Annotated in this window: 9 protein-coding genes; 8 read left to right on the top strand and 1 reads right to left on the bottom strand. The window is 44.4% G+C overall.

What is annotated here, in order from left to right; genetic code table 11:
- The first annotated feature begins 1 nt into the window (after nucleotide 1).
- Genes G5B30_RS10040 through G5B30_RS10030 form a run of 3 tightly spaced genes read left to right on the top strand, consistent with a single transcriptional unit; the run spans nucleotide 2 to nucleotide 3906 of the window.
- Nucleotides 2-1294: an enolase C-terminal domain-like protein gene (locus G5B30_RS10040; protein WP_165319841.1), complete on the top strand. Its 1293-nt coding sequence runs from the start codon at nucleotides 2-4 to the stop codon at nucleotides 1292-1294.
- Between the two features lie 6 nt (nucleotides 1295-1300).
- On the top strand, nucleotides 1301-2416 hold the full coding sequence (locus tag G5B30_RS10035; RefSeq protein ID WP_165319840.1) for a plastocyanin/azurin family copper-binding protein: 1116 nt from the start codon (nucleotides 1301-1303) through the stop codon (nucleotides 2414-2416).
- Between the two features lie 11 nt (nucleotides 2417-2427).
- Nucleotides 2428-3906 carry a PQQ-dependent sugar dehydrogenase gene (locus tag G5B30_RS10030; RefSeq protein ID WP_165319839.1) on the top strand — a complete coding sequence of 493 codons (1479 nt, stop codon included), beginning with the start codon at nucleotides 2428-2430 and terminating at the stop codon, nucleotides 3904-3906.
- Nucleotides 3907-3924: 18 nt separating this feature from the next.
- On the opposite strand, the gene G5B30_RS10025 is transcribed toward G5B30_RS10030, so the two are convergent.
- Complete coding sequence (locus G5B30_RS10025) at nucleotides 3925-5322, bottom strand: polysaccharide lyase 6 family protein (protein ID WP_165319838.1); 1398 nt, start codon at nucleotides 5320-5322, stop codon at nucleotides 3925-3927.
- 223 nt (nucleotides 5323-5545) lie between these two features.
- Here G5B30_RS10025 and G5B30_RS10020 point away from each other — a divergent pair, with 223 nt between their 5' ends.
- The 5 genes from G5B30_RS10020 to G5B30_RS10000 all read left to right on the top strand — a co-directional run bounded on the left by G5B30_RS10020 (nucleotide 5546) and on the right by G5B30_RS10000 (nucleotide 17000).
- Nucleotides 5546-6976 (top strand): right-handed parallel beta-helix repeat-containing protein, encoded by a 1431-nt coding sequence (locus G5B30_RS10020; RefSeq protein ID WP_165319837.1) that lies wholly within the window; start codon nucleotides 5546-5548, stop codon nucleotides 6974-6976.
- 50 nt (nucleotides 6977-7026) lie between these two features.
- Nucleotides 7027-8430: a polysaccharide lyase 6 family protein gene (locus tag G5B30_RS10015; protein ID WP_165319836.1), complete on the top strand. Its 1404-nt coding sequence runs from the start codon at nucleotides 7027-7029 to the stop codon at nucleotides 8428-8430.
- A gap of 57 nt (nucleotides 8431-8487) precedes the next feature.
- Complete coding sequence (locus tag G5B30_RS10010) at nucleotides 8488-9891, top strand: polysaccharide lyase 6 family protein (RefSeq protein WP_165319835.1); 1404 nt, start codon at nucleotides 8488-8490, stop codon at nucleotides 9889-9891.
- 118 nt (nucleotides 9892-10009) lie between these two features.
- Nucleotides 10010-13450, top strand: coding sequence for a pyruvate carboxylase (locus G5B30_RS10005; RefSeq protein ID WP_165319834.1), 3441 nt, complete (start codon nucleotides 10010-10012; stop codon nucleotides 13448-13450).
- A gap of 271 nt (nucleotides 13451-13721) precedes the next feature.
- Nucleotides 13722-17000, top strand: coding sequence for a SusC/RagA family TonB-linked outer membrane protein (locus G5B30_RS10000; protein WP_240903171.1), 3279 nt, complete (start codon nucleotides 13722-13724; stop codon nucleotides 16998-17000).
- Nucleotides 17001-17015 lie beyond the last annotated feature (15 nt).

The raw sequence follows: 17015 nt of genomic DNA, 5'->3' as shown, positions 1-17015 counted from the left end.
AATGAAGAGGAAAGGTGTAGAAATTATTTCAGTAGACTCTAATTTTGAACGTGAGCAATTAAGATACCATTTTGGTTTTAAAGGGGGATACCTGACCGAACTTTGGCAAAATGTTGTACAGATCAAAAGTAAGGGTGGATTTGAAGCTATTGGTATGGCCACACAGAGTGTATTGTATGGTGATGCGAATGTTTTTGCTTCGACTTCCGAAGCGGGTGGCAACGCATTGATGTATGCCGTGACCAATAAAGCGCTACAGAAAATTGTGAACCGTAAATTTGACGACCCCATACAGTTTGTGGATCAGATAATTCCTGAAGTATATGAAGAGGCGAAACAACTAACAGGTATTGAACAGCTGAATGTCAACTTTATTTATAATGCACTCTTGAGCGTAGACAATGCCTTGTGGTTACTTTATGCACAGGAAAACGGAGTTGCTACGTTTTACGATATGCTTCCCAAAATCTACCGTGAGGCTTTATCTCATAAAAACGATAAAATAGCGGTCATGTACCAGATATCGTATGATATGCCGCTGGAATACATCAAAACGGCAGCTGAGCAAGGGTATTTTGTTTTTAAAGTAAAAACTGGTTTTCCGGGGGACGATGAGGTAATGCTGCAAAAGGATATGGAAAGGCTGACCGAGATCCACCGTATCTTGAAAGATGTGAAAACCACGCAGACGACTACCGGAAAAGTGTATTATACCATGGATGCCAATGCGCGGTATCCGAATAAAGCGCTACTTAAACGGTATTTGGATCACGCGAAAGAGATAGGAGCTTTTCCTTATATCATACTCTATGAAGAGCCTTTTGTTGAGGAAAATGATGAAGACGTATCGGATTTAGGGGTATTGATTGCTGCAGACGAAAGTGTGCATAGCGAGGGAGATGCTTACCGAAAAATTGCCCGAGGTTATAAGGGTTTTGTGCTTAAAGGTATAGCAAAGACTTTGAGCGAAACGTTAAAGATAGCAAAGATAGCCTACGAGCATTCTATACCCTGTTTATGTGCAGACCTTACCGTAAACCCGATATTGATAGACTGGAATAAGAATATTGCCGCAGCACTTCCGCCTTTTCCGGGTGTCGGTATGGGGCTTATGGAAACAAATGGGGATATGAATTATGTGAACTGGGACATCATGAAAGCCCGGCATCCACACTTTGGCGAAAAGTGGACAGAAGTTTCAAACGGGGTGTTTGAATTGGGTTCCCGCTTTTATGAATGTGGTGGAGGTATTTTTTCTGTATCGGAATATTATAAAAATCTTTTTAAACGCTAATAAAAAATGAATATGTACGTTGATTTATCGATAAAACCTTGGAGATGGTGTGCCATTATGGGTTTTCTTGTAAGTGTATTGCTTCCTTATGCCCCAATGGCGCAGCAGAAAGCTGTGGAAATAAATATGACCGTCTTGCCCGGTCTACAGTTTAGCTTGCCAAGGTTTCATGTAAAACCGGGACAACAGGTTAAGATCAAATTTAAGAACACCGATGATATGGACCATAATTTTCTTATCGTCAAGCCCGGGAAGCGGGAAAGTGTAGTGACTAAGGCTCTCGCTCTGGGAGCTGAAGGACCGAAACAAAACTATGTGCCAAAAGGGGATGACGTGCTATGGCATACCGCCGCTCTTCATGACGGACAGTCTGAAGTACTGACGTTTACAGCGCCTAAAGAAGAAGGTGTTTATCCGTATGTGTGTACGTTGCCGGGACATGGCTTTGTGATGTATGGAGCGATGTATGTCAATGCAACAGGGAAGATGCCACCTATAGAAAAGGATAATAATGTGCCTCCGGCCAGACAAAAGGCTGAAGCAGGACACGATCATGCGAACCATCAGCCCCATCCTTATGCGTTAAAGGCGCCATATCTGTATCGGACGTATGTCGAAGGTGCTAGTCCGGCAGCTATTGCTGTGCATTTACCGGATCAGCTTTCGTATTGCTGGGATGCTGGAGTATGTAAATTGAGATTCGCTTGGCAAGGGGATTTTTTGGATAATACAGCCATATGGAAAGGGCATAAAGATGCACGGGCAGTGGTTTTGGGAGACGTTTTTTACAAGGAGGACAAGAGTACGGTCCTTGGGATAGGAAATGTTGCGGAGGAAAAGGCTCGGTTCAAAGGGTATAAAATAGTGGAGGGTGGATATCCGGAATTTCACTATGTCATCAATGGGGTCGATGTGTTCGAGCTGATAAAAGAACTGAAGAATGGACAAGGTGTTGTCCGTTCTTTCCGAATTCCGCAGTTAAAAGATCAGGTTCGTTTTACCTATACACCCACGGATGCGGTACGCTATTACTACGAGGGGAAAGAACTATCTTCAGATATTTTAGAATTGAGTGCTCAAGCAGGAAAGCAATTTGCTGTCGAACTACGGATGTTGAATTAAATTTTGTATAGATGAAAAGTTTAGTTTTGTTATTCAGCTTGATATTCTCACTGGCTTTTTGCCAATCGGCACGGCAAGAAGCTCCAGAATCGTATGTCATCGAGACTATCACTATGCCCGAAGGGCTGACAGCCGAAGTGGCCGCTTTGGAGTTTTTGCCGGATGGTAGGTTGGTCGCTGCCTTTATGCGCGGTGAGATCATGATCTTCGATCCTCAAAAAAATGAATGGAAATTGTTTGCCACCGGTTTGCAGGAACCCTTAGGTATGTTGGTGGTCAGCGAAAGTGAGCTGCTGGTCATGCAGCTTCCGGAACTGACACGTATAAAAGATACGGACGGTGATGGAATGGCGGATTCTTACGAGACGGTGTATGACGGTTTTGGTATGACTGGAAACTACCACGAATTTGTATATGGACCTGTGAAGGACAAGGAAGGGAATCTATATATCGCGCTCAATTCCTCGTCATCCGGCGGAGGAATAGCGGAAGAGGTGCGAGGGGAATTAAATATGGACGGCAAAGGACAAGGCAGGGCTATGTTTTCTGTAGTGCCCTACAGAGGGTGGGTGATGAAAATCACGCCCGAAGGAGAGGTTATGCCATTCGCATCGGGATTTCGTTCGCCCAATGGTCTGCTCATAGACGATCATAATCGTTTGCTGGTTACCGATAATCAGGGTGACTGGGTGGGTTCAAGCCATTTGTATTGTGTCAGAGAAGGAAATTTTTACGGTCACCCGGCGAGCTTGGTCTGGGATAAAAACTGGCATAACGGTAATCCTTTTGAATGGCCTGTTGATTCCTTGAACAACCTGAGAGAAAAACCTACCGTAATTTTCCCGCACAATGTGATCGCTAATTCCCCAACGCAGCCCATTGTGATCAGAGATGGAATGCATATGGATCATTTTAAAGGGCAGTTGATCGTGGGAGAAATGAATACAGAACGCTTGGTCCGGGTTATGCTCGAGGAGGTCGGTGGTGTGTTGCAGGGGGCGGTGACACCTTTTATCGACGGACAGGGATTGAGAAAAGGAAACAACCGTCTGGCTATTGCTCCCGATGGAAGTCTGTGGGTGGGCCAATCAGATCATGGTTGGTTAGGTGATCGAGGAATACAAAAAATAACTGCTACTAATAAAGTTCCGTTTGACGTAAAAGATATCAAGCTTAATAAAGATGGTTTTGATCTGACCTTTACAAAAGGTTTTTCTATTCCGAAAGGAACGGATCTCTCCTCGTGGTTGAAAATCAAAAAATACCACTATCATTACCATGCCAAATACGGCTCTGATCGAGTAGATGAGCAAGAAGTCGTTGTGAAAGGATTTAAGTCGAGGTCCGGAAACACCAAATTGTCTTTGCAGCTGGATGAAATAAGTGAAGGGTCTATTTACGAAATCACGATAGACTCGCTGCATGCCAAAGGCCAGCAAGATACCTTGATGAATAAAATCGTGGCGTATACGGTCAAAAAGGCCAAGTAAACCAGAGATAGAGGCGGGTCAATTCATCCAGGTTGGCCCGACTTCCTTCTTTTGTACCGGTGGAGCCAATATGTTTTTCTTAAGCGGACTATGTGTGTCATAGTGGTAAAGGCTATCCGTCCCAAGTGTCAAGCGGGGGTTTTCTATTGCTATTCCGGGGACATTTTTAAGGCCCTCCATATTTCCATTAAAAAATAAATTACCCTCATAAATAATTTTCCCTTTGGGCGCTTCTAAGACCTCGATCAGTGGCGTAGGACTGCTGTTTCCGATAATTACATTCTCTTTGTAGGTGATGTTTTCAACGGGTATAGCCATCTCTACATCAGGCATACCAGCTACCTGACCTTTTTGGCCGATAAGTATATTTTTATCATTATCAATAAGCGTATTGTTCGCAATCAAAATATTTTTGGTGGGATAATAGCTTCCTTTTCCCGTATAATTATTCGCGTCGCCCTGATATAAAGTAATTGCAGGCTTGCCTCTTCTTCTCGTCCCTTGTATGTAATTATTACGGATAATATGATTTTCCCCAATAACTAAAACTCCCCCGGTATAATTGTCACGTAATCCAGGGAAAATATAGTTACCTTCTATTATATTATTGTTGCCATGCCTTATTGTGATGCTTCCCGAAGCTTTGATAAAGGTATTGCCACGAATGATGTTTCCACTTGATTTAATGTTGATGATCTTACCTATTCCCAGCATATTTTCGAATATATTTGATTCAACAGTCGTGGCAGAAGTGGTTGAGGCGTTTGTTCCGTCTCCGATGCGGATCGCTATTGCTCCGCCCAAACCGATGCTTGGCATATCTTTAAAATGGTTATGATCTATACTATGGTGATTAGCATCATCGGTAGGGCGCCAGACAATCATAAGTACACTTCTACTGACTTTCCCCTCAAACAAGCAGTGGTCTACCCGGTTGTACTTCCCATAAAACCCTACCCAGACATCAGTTCCGCTTTCTTTGTTAAATTTCGATATCGCAATGTTGGTAATGCGGCAGTGATTCGCATGTGTTTTTCCATCTCGGAACTCAATGAGATGAAAATTCCGTGAGGAATGTCCGTTTTTGAAATGAAGTCCCTCTACTACTAAATATTCTCCAGCAAGGCGTAGTGAAGATGCTCCCGAGATGACAACCTGTCCGGTCGTTTCAGCCTTTAAAGTGATCGGTTTGTTTTCTGCTCCTCGGCTTTTGAATACAATATCGATGTTGTTCCATACCCCATTTTTCATAATTATCATGTCTCCTGGAACGGACTTACCGATCGCGTCAACAAGCTCTGCTTCATTGGTTACAAAATAATCGTTCGAAACGACGCGGCGCGGACTAGACGATGTCAATGTTATCAATAACAGAAATACAGACATTAATTGTGTTATATAATGTAAACTGCTCATAATTGTTTTGTTATTAAAAATGTGGCGTGTTTTTAAGTACATCTTATTCGTTGGTAAAAGTAATAAATATTGTATGACCTGAAAATATATTTTACACTGCCGACAATATTACTTGGAAAAGTAGAAATAAGTTATTACTTTAGTGTCACGGTATCGTTACCGTGATAAAAATGTAGACCGGTAATGATAATAATTATGATAAATAGAGTCCAAATATTGATGTATGTTTGAATTTAAATTTCGTTTCACTATTCTGATCTGTGCGCTCTTCTGTACAGTGACCTCACCAAGCATGGCAATAGACGTCAAAGATTTCGGCGCCCAAGGTGATGGAAAGGCAGATGATACAGATGCGATTATCGCCGCGATCACCGGTGCTGTAGACGGTCATGTGGAATTTACAAAAGGTCAATATAAAATAAGCCGAACCATTGAGGTCAAGCTCGGTGAGACGGGGTCCTTAAGTATTTCTGGTGCAGGAGGGACGGGAAGTGTGATTATGACGGGCGAAGGGCCTGCTTTTCGATTTATCGGATCACATGAGGGGTCAGCGCTTCCGTCTACGGTCAAGCCGATCGTTTGGGAGAAGGAGCGCATGCCTACGATCTATGATCTGGAAATCGTTGGTGCACATCAAGATGCGGATGGGTTGGAATTTCGAAACACCATGCAACCGACAGTAAGAGGACTGCTCATTCGGGATGTTCGCACTGGTGTTCATTTAGTTTCAAGAAATAGAAATATCATTATCGCGGATTGTCATATCTATAATGCAAGTGGTATCGGGATCTTTCTAGATCAGGTCAACATCCATCAATTCATTATCAGCAATAGTCACATCAGTTATTGTAAGCAAGGTGGAATTAAAGTAGCCGGAGGTAATATCAGAAATTTTCAGATCACGGGCAATGATATCGAGTACAACTGTGATCCTGAAGGTATAGTTTCTGCAGACATATGGATAGATTGCAGCAAACCGGGAAGCAGTGTCCGGGAAGGGACGATCTCCGGAAATACCATACAAGCTATTTATAGTCCCAATGGAGCAAATATCCGTTTCATCGGGCAGGAAGGTAATCCGCGTAAGATTGGTCTATGGAGTATTACCGGGAATCATATCAGCGCGCAGGATATTAATATCCACCTCCAGCAGACGCGGGGTATCAACATTACAGGAAATAGTTTTATACGTGGCTTTAACCGTAATATTGTGATCGAAAACAGCGAGAACATCGTTGTGGGTAATAATGTGATGGACCGAAATGAAGATTATTATAGTGCCACCGATTCCACGGCGGTGGGCGGGGTCTCCATTGCTAATTCCCGCAATATCATTTTCAGCAGTAATATTCTAGAAGGGGCGGAAGCCGGAAACGAGCAAGCAGGAGGAGCATTAACGATCAATAATAGCCGTCATATCACCATCAACAATAATCAGATTACCGACCCGAAGTTTCAGGGGATTCATATAAATAATAGTGCTGGAGTTATGGTAAGCGCATGTATGGTGACGGAAAATCGGCAAATTCCAAGAATGTTGTCCGGGATTTTAGTCACCGGATCGTGTCCGGGGACAGTTATTCGCGGTAACCGTGTAGATAACGGTAAGAGCGGGAGGATAAAAAATAAAGCTACAGGTGCGATTATTGAATAATACCCGGATCAAGTTTTTATTGGGATCAATTAATTTTTAAATAACAATTCATGAAAAACCGAGAAAAGAAATTCCTGCTGTCCATGTTGTTGATCCTGATATCGACTATATGTGTGTTGGCACAGTCTTCGACTGAGAAGCTGGTGAGATCCGCAGAAGAGCTCCAAGCTGCTTTCGCAAATGCTTCGCCCGGAGATGTGATTGTCATGCAGGACGGCACGTGGAAAGATATTAATATTCGGGCGAAAGGCAATGGTACAAAAGATAAGCCCATTACCTTAAAGGCGCAAACGTTGGGGAAAGTGATTATCTCTGGAAATTCTTCTCTTTTATTATCGGGGGAATATTTGATTGTCGATGGCCTGCATTTCAAAGATGGAGGAACAACGTCGGGTTACCTGATCCGTTTTAGGGATGAGAAACGCCAACCTGCCAACCACAGTCGGATTACCAATATTGTCGTATCTGAATTTAATAGGCCTGCTGATGGCAAATCAGATGTGTGGGTCAATCTGTTCGGTATGTACAATCGGGTAGACCATTGCTTTTTTCACGGCAAGACAAGTCCCGGGCGAATTATGACGATTTGGCGGCCTACCGATGCGGAAAATCACCATCAGATTGATCACAATTATTTTAAGGATGTGCCACTGCTCGGGAAGAATGGCGCCGAGGCTATTGGAGTCGGAGCAAGCAACACCTCGCTGTCTGATTCGTATACCACGATCGAATATAATCTATTCGAGAATTGCAACGGGGAAGGGGAGTTGCTTTCAATCAAATCCGGTCGGAATATCATACGGTCTAATACCGTCGTTCGATCGCAAAGTAGCATCAGCCTGCGTCATGGCAATAATAATCTGGTAGAAGGAAATTTTATCTTTGGCGATCGGGTGGCCCGTACAGGGGGAATACGGCTTACGGGAGAAAATCATGTTATCAAAAATAATTATATCCAGGGATTGAGAGGATCAAGACCTGCCATTGGAATCATTGAGGGGCTGGAAGATTCTCCCCTGTATGGATATCTGCAGGCAAAAAATATTACCATTGAAGGAAATACGATGATAGATAATGAGCTGAATTTAGTCGTCGGAGATTTATATAGACCAGAAAAGAAGCAGACGATGCCGCTGTTAAATTCAAGTATCAAGAACAACGTTGTTGTCGGCATTAATGAAATGTATCCGCTCATCAAGGTAATGGATGAGCCTGTGCATACAACTTATCAAGGAAATATAATTTATAATGGCTTGCCTGTAAAGCAGACCGGCGTGAAATATGAGAATCCCGGATTAATGGTGTCAAATGGGCGCTATATCTATCCGGTCGGGAGTTCCCTTAAAGGAAATATCGTCGAAAGTCCGCTAAAAAGAACCGATGTGGGGCCATCCTGGATCAAGGGGAGATGGCCGGAATTGGGAATCGAAGATACACCCTATGTGAATCACTAACTCGCTTATGTTATGAGATACCTGTTTCAATTCGTTTTTATTTTTTACCTGGGTCTCTTGAGTAATCTTTACTCTTGCTCGAAAGACAAGGTGACACCACCGGACAAAGAGCAAGTGCTTCCAGAAAAAGAAAAAGAAGACCCGCCGCTCCCTGATGTTCCGGACGAACCAGAGGGGCTGCTCGTCAGTACGGAAGAGGAGTTGAAGACCGCAATTGCACAGGCTGCACCCGGAGATCTTATCCTTATGCAGGACGGAAACTGGAAGGACCTTAACATTATTTTTAAGGGAACAGGTACGCCAGAAAAGCCAATTACCTTGCGGGCGCAGACGGGAGGTCAGGTAGTTCTGTCCGGAAACTCCTCGCTGCGCATGTCGGGCGAATACCTGGTTGTTGACGGTCTGCATTTCAAAGATGGGGAGACGTCCCTTGGTTACCTGATCCAATTCAGGGATGAGAAGCACCAGCACGCCCACCATAGCCGAATTACAAATATTGTCGTATCCGAGTTTAACCGAACTGTAGATGACGGTTCGGATGTATGGGTCAATCTGTTCGGTACGTATAACCGCGTGGACCACTGCTATTTCCACGGCAAGACAAGCTCCGGCCGGATTATGACCGTCTGGCGCTCGACAGATGCGGACGATCACCATCAGATCGATCACAACCATTTTAAGGATGTTCCTGTGCTGGGACAAAATGGTGCCGAAGCTATTGGTATCGGTGCGAGCAACACCTCCCTGTCTGACTCATATACGACGATCGAATACAATATATTCGAAAATTGCAACGGTGAAGGCGAACTGCTTTCTATCAAATCCGGACAGAATACGATACGTTATAATACCGTGATTGAATCCCAGGGTAGTATCAGTCTGCGGCACGGTAATAATAACCGGGTCGAAGGAAATTTCATCCTCGGCGGACAAGTGAGGCTCACGGGAGGTATCCGTATCATGGGAGAGGGACATATCATTAAGAATAATTATATTCAAGGTTTGCGGGGTACAAGAGCGGCCCTTTCATTGATCGAAGGGTTAGAAGATTCGCCACTGCATGGTTATTTGCAGATAAAAAATGTGTTGATAGCGGGAAATACATTAGTAGATAATGAGGTAAATATGGTTATCGGCGACCTTTACAATGTCACATCGGGACAAATTATGCCGGTTATATACTCCCTGATGAAAAATAATGTAATAGTAGGCATGAATACGATGTCTAATCTGATTCGGGTGCTGGATGAATCCACTGACATGGCTTACGAAGACAATGTAGTTCATCACGGTGTTTTGAATATTACGGACGAACCGGGAATACGTGTCGAAGACCCCCATTTGCAGATTGGGGCGGATGGGCTGTACCATTACGAGGAGGATAGTCCGTTCAAAGAAAATATTGTCGGACAACCATTAGATAGGAGTGAAGTAGGGCCCGATTGGATGAACACACCCTAACAAAAGGGCCGAAAGGCTTTTTTTGAAACTTATTTCGTTAACGTTAACGAAATAAGGAATGCGTGTAAAGATGGCGATGCGATAACCCGTAATTAATGATAAAAAGGAGGAGAATTTTATGAATATTAAAAAAGTGCTTATTGCCAACCGGAGCGAGATCGCTATTCGAATTAGCCGGGCCTGCAATGAATTGGGGATAGGGACAGTCGCGGTATATACCTTTGAAGACCGTTATTCGCTGCATCGTTATAAAGCAGACGAAGCATATCAGATTGGTAGGGATGAAGAACCGCTCAAACCCTATTTGGATATCGAAGCGATCATCGAAATAGCGAAGCAGAGTGGGGCGGATGCTATCCATCCGGGCTATGGTTTTTTGTCGGAGAATGCCGATTTAGCCCGTCGTTGTGCAGAGGAAAATATGACCTTCATTGGCCCTTCGCCCGAAGTGATGGAGCGGTTGGGCGACAAAGTGAGCGCAAAATTGGTCGCGCAAAAGGCGAATGTACCTATTATTGAAAGTAGTCAAAAAGTCCTTGACGTGTTTCAGGTGGCATTAGCAGAGGCGGATCGAATCGGCTACCCTGTGATGTTAAAGGCTGCAGCAGGTGGGGGAGGACGTGGCATGCGGGTCGTACGCAACGGAAGAGAACTTGAAGTTGCCTACAACAGCACACGCAGCGAGGCCCTCAATGCGTTCGGAAATGATACGGTGTTCCTGGAAAAATATATTGAAAATCCTCGTCACATTGAAGTGCAGATCGTAGGGGATCACTACGGAAATGTGGTGCATCTTTATGAACGGGACTGTTCTGTGCAACGTCGTTTCCAAAAGGTGGTGGAGGTTGCTCCATCGGTAAATCTGTCTAAAGAAAGCAGGAATCAATTGTATCGATATGCTACATCCATTGCGACGGAGGCTGAATATGACAATGTAGGTACGGTAGAGTTTTTGGTAGATACTCGGGGAGACGTTTATTTTATCGAAGTCAACCCCCGCATTCAGGTCGAACACACCGTTACAGAGATCGTCACTGGAGTCGACTTGATCAAGACACAATTGTATATAGCTTCGGGATATGCTCTGGAGGATCCAATCGTAGGCTTGGGCGATCAAGAGTCCGTGTTGCTGAAAGGATATGCGATACAATGCCGGATTACAACAGAGGATCCAGCGGATGGTTTTAAGCCGGATTACGGCACACTTATTACCTACCGGAATGCCGCTGGTTTCGGTGTACGGTTGGATGAGGGCAGTGCCTACCCAGGTATGAAGATTAGTCCCTTCTTCGATTCGATGCTTGCTAAAGTGAGTACATATGGCAATACACTGGAAGAGGCGGCTAGGCGTATGGATAGGGCGTTGAGAGAGTTTCGTATCCGTGGCGTGAAAAACAACATCGGATTTTTGGAAAATCTTATTATGCACCCGGTTTTTCTATCCGGAAAGGCCACTGTGGGTTTCATTGCCGATCATCCGGAGCTTTTTCAGACAGTGAAGAAACTGGATCGCGGTACGAAGTTGCTGACATTCTTGGGCGATGTTTCTGTCAATGGAAATCCCGATGTCAAGGGGGCAGCCCCATTTCTGCGGCATGCACCGGCAGTTCCGCCGGTTTTCAATAGCCGTGAACCTTATGCAGAAGGGACGAAAAACCGGCTTACTCGGCTCGGGCCTGAAGGGTTTTGCAAGTGGTTAGTGCAGGAAAAGCGTATACAGTATACCGATACGACCTTACGGGATGCACATCAATCTTTATTGGCGACACGAGTACGCACGTATGATATGTTGAAAGTGGCCGAAGGGTTTGCTAGATCGCACCCGCAAACGTTCAGTATGGAAGTTTGGGGCGGAGCAACATTCGATGTCTGTCTTCGCTTCCAGTCCGAAGATCCTTGGCAAAGATTGGCAAAACTACGCCAGGCGATACCGAATATCCTGTTACAGATGTTGATACGGGGATGCAATGGTGTGGGGTATTCCGCTTATCCGGACAATCTGATCGAAGCATTTGTCGAGAAGAGCTGGGAGACGGGCGTGGATCTGTTTCGTATTTTTGATTCGCTCAATTGGATGGAAAATATCGCCCCCTGTATCGAGATGGTACGAAAACGTACCGCAGGGCTTGCCGAAGGAACGCTGTGCTACACAGGGGACATCCTCGATCCGAAACGGACCAAATATGATCTTAATTACTACCTGCGTATGGCCAAGGATCTGGAAAATGCGGGAGCACATATTCTAGGGATAAAAGATATGTCCGGTCTGCTGAAACCCTATGCTGCCGAAGAACTTATCAACGGATTAAAAGCAACGGTGAATATCCCGATCCACTTGCATACCCACGACACCTCGTCTTTACAGGCAGCGACTTATCTCAAGGCGATAGAAGCCGGGGTCGACGTGGTGGACTGTGCCCTGGGGTCGATGTCGGGACTTACTTCGCAGCCCAATTTCAATGCTATACTGGAAATGATGCGTTTCCACGAACGGGAAAACCCGTTCGATACGGACAGTCTTCGAGCATATAGCGATTATTGGGAGACTGTCCGTACCTATTATGCTCCTTTTGAATCAGGTATTGTCGCAAGTTCTGCTGAGGTGTTTTGGCATGAGATCCCTGGAGGGCAATATTCTAATCTGAAGCAACAGGCAGCGGCATTAGGTTTGGGCGATCGTATTGACGAGATAAAAGAGCGCTATGCTGCGGCCAATAGATTGTTCGGGGATATTGTGAAAGTAACGCCAAGCTCAAAAGTGGTGGGCGATATGGCACAATATATGGTCTCGAATCAATTGAGCGAACAAGATGTGCTGTCAAGGGGAGAAACTTTATCTTTCCCTGATTCGGTCGTGTCTTTTTTCCGTGGTGATATAGGCCAACCGGAGGGAGGGTTTCCGGAAAAGTTGCAAAATATGGTACTAAAGGGACAACTGGCTTATACTGACCGACCCAATACCCATTTGTCCTCCTTGGATCTGGCAGACGATTTCAAATCGTTTCTGGCAGAATACGGCTCAGATCTATCCTTTACTGACTATCTAAGCCACAAGTTTTATCCTAAAGTATTTGCCGAATATCTACAGGCTTACCGGATGTATGGTGATGTATCCGTGGTCCCCACGCCCTATTTTCTATACGGAATGAAACCCGGCGAAGAGACGACTATTGAACTGACCAAGGGAAAAACGTTATTGGTAAAGCTCGTGTCTATTGGCCCACCAGATGGAGACGGCTGTCGAACCGTATTTTTCAAATTAAACGGGCAGACACGTAATCTGGAAATAAGGGATGTACATTCCAACGTAGAGAAAAAGGAAAACCGAAAAATAGACAGCAGCAATCCTAAGCAGATCGGATCCCCGTTGCAAGGTATACTATGTGAAATATGTGTGTCGGTAGGGGATACGGTGTCCCTTAACCAGCCCCTATTTGTGATCGAGGCGATGAAAATGGAATCGACGATCACCTCGCCTGTGGAAGGGACTGTGGGGCATATTGAGCTTCCGGTAGGTACGCTTGTTAAAACTGAAGATCTCATTGTGGAAATAAAATAAATCCATCTGTATCATTTTTTTTCATTTAATTTGGAAATTCAAAAAAAAATTGCTTATTTCAACCATCGTTAACGTTGACGGGTTACCATTTAGTGTAATTTTTATTGATAAATAACAATTGCCGAAATAATGAAAATATGAAATATACGGTACTGTTAACGTTACCACAAGCTGCAGGAGGTATTAGAATAAGAATTCCCTCTGCCGCTAAAACCTTAAATTTTGGTATCATATTATGAATCTAAAACTTATGTCCAAACTATTTACATGTATGATGTTTTGCATAGAATCAAAGCTCTACATACGTCACGGCTTCACTAAGTATCGACTAGCAATACCATTGGTCGCTGTGTTTATGATGACAGGTTCCTTACAAGCCGGCGCTGTGCCCGTGAGGGGCCTACACAGCACCTCTGCCGAAAGATCTTTCGGTATTAAAGCCCAGTCCATCACGATCACCGGCAAGGTCACTAACGAGAAGGGCGAACCTTTGGTAGGCGCTTTCGTTCATGTCCAAAACGAAAACCGTAGGGCGTTGACCGACGCGAACGGTAATTATACGATCAGTGTAGCTGGAGAGCATTCTGTCCTGGCATTTTCCTATGTGGGGTTTGATATTTTGGAGATCAAGGTCGGTGATCGCAGAACTATAGATGCGAGATTAACGACGCATAATCTTCATATGGAAGAAGTTGTTGTGATCGGATATGGAACCGAAACAAGGCAAGATTTGACAGGTTCCGTCGGTACGGTGGATATGGATAATTTAATGAAGGCTCCTGTGGCTTCCTTTGATGAAGCATTGGCGGGCCGGATAGCTGGTGTTCAGGTTTCTTCATCAGATGGACAGCCCGGGGTAGGGATGGATATTACCATCCGTGGTCCAGGGTCGCTCACGCAGAGTACAGCTCCTTTATATGTCATTGATGGTTTCCCTGTAGAAGATTCGGATAATGCGGCGATCAATCCGGAAGAGATCGAATCGATCAATATTCTAAAAGATGCTTCGGCTACGGCTATTTACGGTTCCAGAGGTGCAAATGGTGTAATTATCATTGAGACCAAAAAAGGAAAGGAAGGAAAACCTGTTATTACATTTAACAGCTCTTTGGGGTATCAACAAACGCAGAAGAGAATGGAGATGATGTCGACTTACGAATTTGTGAAATATCAATTGGAAATAAGTAAACTGCAGTCAAATTTTGTTGCAGGTAGCCTATACACGCCCGCCGAATTACCTACCACCCATGCATCGTACGATCCCGAAGGTAGGACGCTGGAAGATTATCGAACTATCACGGGTACGGATTGGCAGGACTTGATTTTCAGGAATTCACCGGTTCATATTAGCAATTTGGCTATCCGGGGAGGTAATGAGACAACAAAATACTCGGTGTCGGGTTCTGTCTTTGATCAGGAGGGTATCATATTGAATACGGGAGCACGGCGATATCAGGGGAGAGCGACCATTGATCAGACGATAAGTGATAAGTTAAAGATGGGGCTTACCGCAAATTATAGCCAAAATTTAAGGCATGGGCAAGTTGTCAATGATGCGGGTAATAGTTTTACGGCTTATGTATTGTATCGGGCTTGGGCATACCGGCCTGTTTCGGGCAACCCGGACGTAGACCTCACAGAGTACGATGATGATCCGGACAATACGAATGAATCGGACATTCGGATCAACCCATTGGTGTCCAGTGAGAATGAATACAGAAAGAGCAACAGCACAAACTTTAGCTCCAATGCTTATGTGGAATATGCGATTTTAAAAAATCTAAAACTGCGGTCAAGGGTTGCCGTGCGTAACACGAAAAACCGCCTTGACCTGTTTTATAATTCCAATACGCCGAGAGGTAGTTTGCTAAATAGGTCAAATAATCAAGGGGTAAACGGTTCGTTTCGGTATACGGAGAATAAAGGTTGGTCGAATGAAAATTTCCTGACCTATAACAACACGTATAACCGTTATCACCGGCTGACGTTGATGGGAGGTTTCTCGTATCAAGAAAATAAAAGTGAGCTTTTTGGCTTCGCTACGCAGAGAGTGCCTAATGAAGAGCTGGCTATATACGGACTGGGTGCGGGTCAGCCTTACTCTACAGAGACCGGTGGGGGTGAGTATGCTTTAATGTCTTTTTTTGGTCGGGCAAATTATAACTTCAAGTCCAAATACCTGCTCACCGCGACGATGCGTGCCGATGGCTCATCGAAGTTTATTAAAGGAAATCAATGGGGCTACTTTCCTTCAGCGGCTTTTGCCTGGAATATGGATAAGGAGAAATTCATGAAGGCGATAGCAGCCGTTTCTTCCTCGAAGCTCAGGATGAGTTATGGGCTTACAGGAAATAACCGGATCAGCAACAATGGTTATATGCCCAATTACGGGATGCCTTTAGCGTATTCCTATTCTTTCAATAATGGTACCCCTACACAGGGGATCGTCATCGAGCGTATGGCGAATCGAGACCTGACATGGGAAACTACAGAACAGTTGGACATCGGTTATGACCTGGGCTTGTATAAAAACAGAATTGGTCTTACCGTCGACTTTTATAATAAGATTACGCGAGACCTTCTTTTAGATGCAGATATGCCGATTAGCTCAGGGTTCCCAAGTGTATATAAAAATGTCGGTACACTTCAAAACAGGGGGTGGGAATTTACGTTGAATACCGTGAACATCCAATCGGAGTCGTTTACCTGGGAATCCAATTTTAATATCAGCTTCAATAAAAACAAAGTACTGAAGTTAGCCGATAATCAGAATAGCTTGTATAAAACGATGCGAGTTGGATCAAGTATTCCAACCCTGTATGCCTCCAGAGTCGGCTATCCTGCCGGATTATTTTACGGTTATATTTTTGATGGCATCTATCAGTATGATGATTTTGATAGCCCGTCTCCGGGAGCGTATATTTTGAAAAAAGGCCTGCCGGACAACGGGAGTACGGATGGCGTTCAACCGGGCGACATCAAGTATAAAGATCTGAATGGAGATGGTACCATTAATGATCACGATATGACGATTATCGGTAATGGACTGCCTACCCATATGGGAGGTTTCTCGAATAATTTTTCGTACAAGGGTCTTAGTCTAAACGTGCTTTTGCAATGGTCTTATGGCAACCAGATTTACAATGCGAACCGACTGATATTTGAGGGGAATTATATCAATATGTTCGGTGTCAATCAATATGCCAGTTTTGCGGATAGATGGACACCCGAAAATCCCTCAAATACACTTTTTAAAGTGGGTGGGCAGGGGCCTGCCGGATTGCAATCAACACGGGTGCTGGAAGATGGTTCGTACCTACGCCTTAAAACGGTTTCATTGGCCTATTCCTTTCCGAAGAGGCTCATTCAGCCGCTTGCTTTGACTGCTCTTGATCTTCGTGTTTCCGCACAGAATCTGCTGACTTTTACGAACTATTCGGGGATGGATCCCGAAGTGTCGGTCCGTAATTCGGTCTTAACGCCTGGCTTTGATTATTCAGCTTATCCGCAGGCTCGTACAATTACATTTGGTATAAATGCAACATTTTAGTATTGATTTAAAGAG

This window comes from Sphingobacterium sp. SGG-5, assembly GCF_011043525.1.
In the GTDB taxonomy this organism is placed as follows: domain Bacteria; phylum Bacteroidota; class Bacteroidia; order Sphingobacteriales; family Sphingobacteriaceae; genus Sphingobacterium.
The sequence above is the reverse complement of the archived record's forward strand: the minus strand, read 5'-3'. Positions and strand labels throughout refer to the sequence as shown.

Excerpts from the sequence above, each read along its gene's own strand:
- G5B30_RS10000 (WP_240903171.1), top strand. The coding sequence starts at position 13,722 with ATGATGTTTTGCATAGAATCAAAGCTCTACATACGTCACGGCTTCACT.
- G5B30_RS10040 (WP_165319841.1), top strand. The coding sequence starts at position 2 with ATGAAGAGGAAAGGTGTAGAAATTATTTCAGTAGACTCTAATTTTGAA.
- G5B30_RS10035 (WP_165319840.1), top strand. The coding sequence starts at position 1,301 with ATGAATATGTACGTTGATTTATCGATAAAACCTTGGAGATGGTGTGCC.
- G5B30_RS10025 (WP_165319838.1), bottom strand. The coding sequence starts at position 5,322 with ATGAGCAGTTTACATTATATAACACAATTAATGTCTGTATTTCTGTTA.
- G5B30_RS10015 (WP_165319836.1), top strand. The coding sequence starts at position 7,027 with ATGAAAAACCGAGAAAAGAAATTCCTGCTGTCCATGTTGTTGATCCTG.
- G5B30_RS10030 (WP_165319839.1), top strand. The coding sequence starts at position 2,428 with ATGAAAAGTTTAGTTTTGTTATTCAGCTTGATATTCTCACTGGCTTTT.
- G5B30_RS10005 (WP_165319834.1), top strand. The coding sequence starts at position 10,010 with ATGAATATTAAAAAAGTGCTTATTGCCAACCGGAGCGAGATCGCTATT.
- G5B30_RS10020 (WP_165319837.1), top strand. The coding sequence starts at position 5,546 with ATGTTTGAATTTAAATTTCGTTTCACTATTCTGATCTGTGCGCTCTTC.